Annotated in this window: 1 protein-coding gene; it reads right to left on the minus strand. The window is 53.0% G+C overall.

Annotation, left to right across the window (positions count from 1 at the left end; translation table 11 throughout):
* Positions 1-270: hypothetical protein (locus AC1RP4_RS07765; protein WP_481763236.1), on the minus strand; the 270-nt coding region annotated here is incomplete at its 3' end.
* Positions 271-411 lie beyond the last annotated feature (141 nt).

The following is a 411-nucleotide window of genomic DNA, read 5'->3' on the forward strand; positions in this document are numbered from 1 at the left end:
GTTTTCGCTTTCGGCCATAGAGCCAAGAAGCATGGCCAGCGCAAGCGCCGCACCGTCTTCGACATGGATCGTCAAACGCGGTCGCGTGTCCACTTCGTAAAGCACGAACTTCAATACGGGCTCCAGATTCAAACCCGGTTGATTGATCGTGAGTCGCGCTCTCGGGCTCATCGACGTATCGCTGATAAGCGAAGCATGCACCTCACCCGTATCGTCATCTCGCCATGCGCTGTAATGTCGATCCGTCTGTATATTTCGTAGTACTGTCATTTTGCAGCCTTGATGATTGCGGTCGTTGATGGAGGAACAGAGCTGTGATCGCCGCCGACCACAAAACCATCCTGAAACTGGACATCAAACGTCGTATGCATATTGAGGACAGCGCGCCGTGCTTGGGTCCCATGTACTTTT

This window comes from Dellaglioa sp. CoH-56-MRSF-10, from assembly GCF_056782175.1.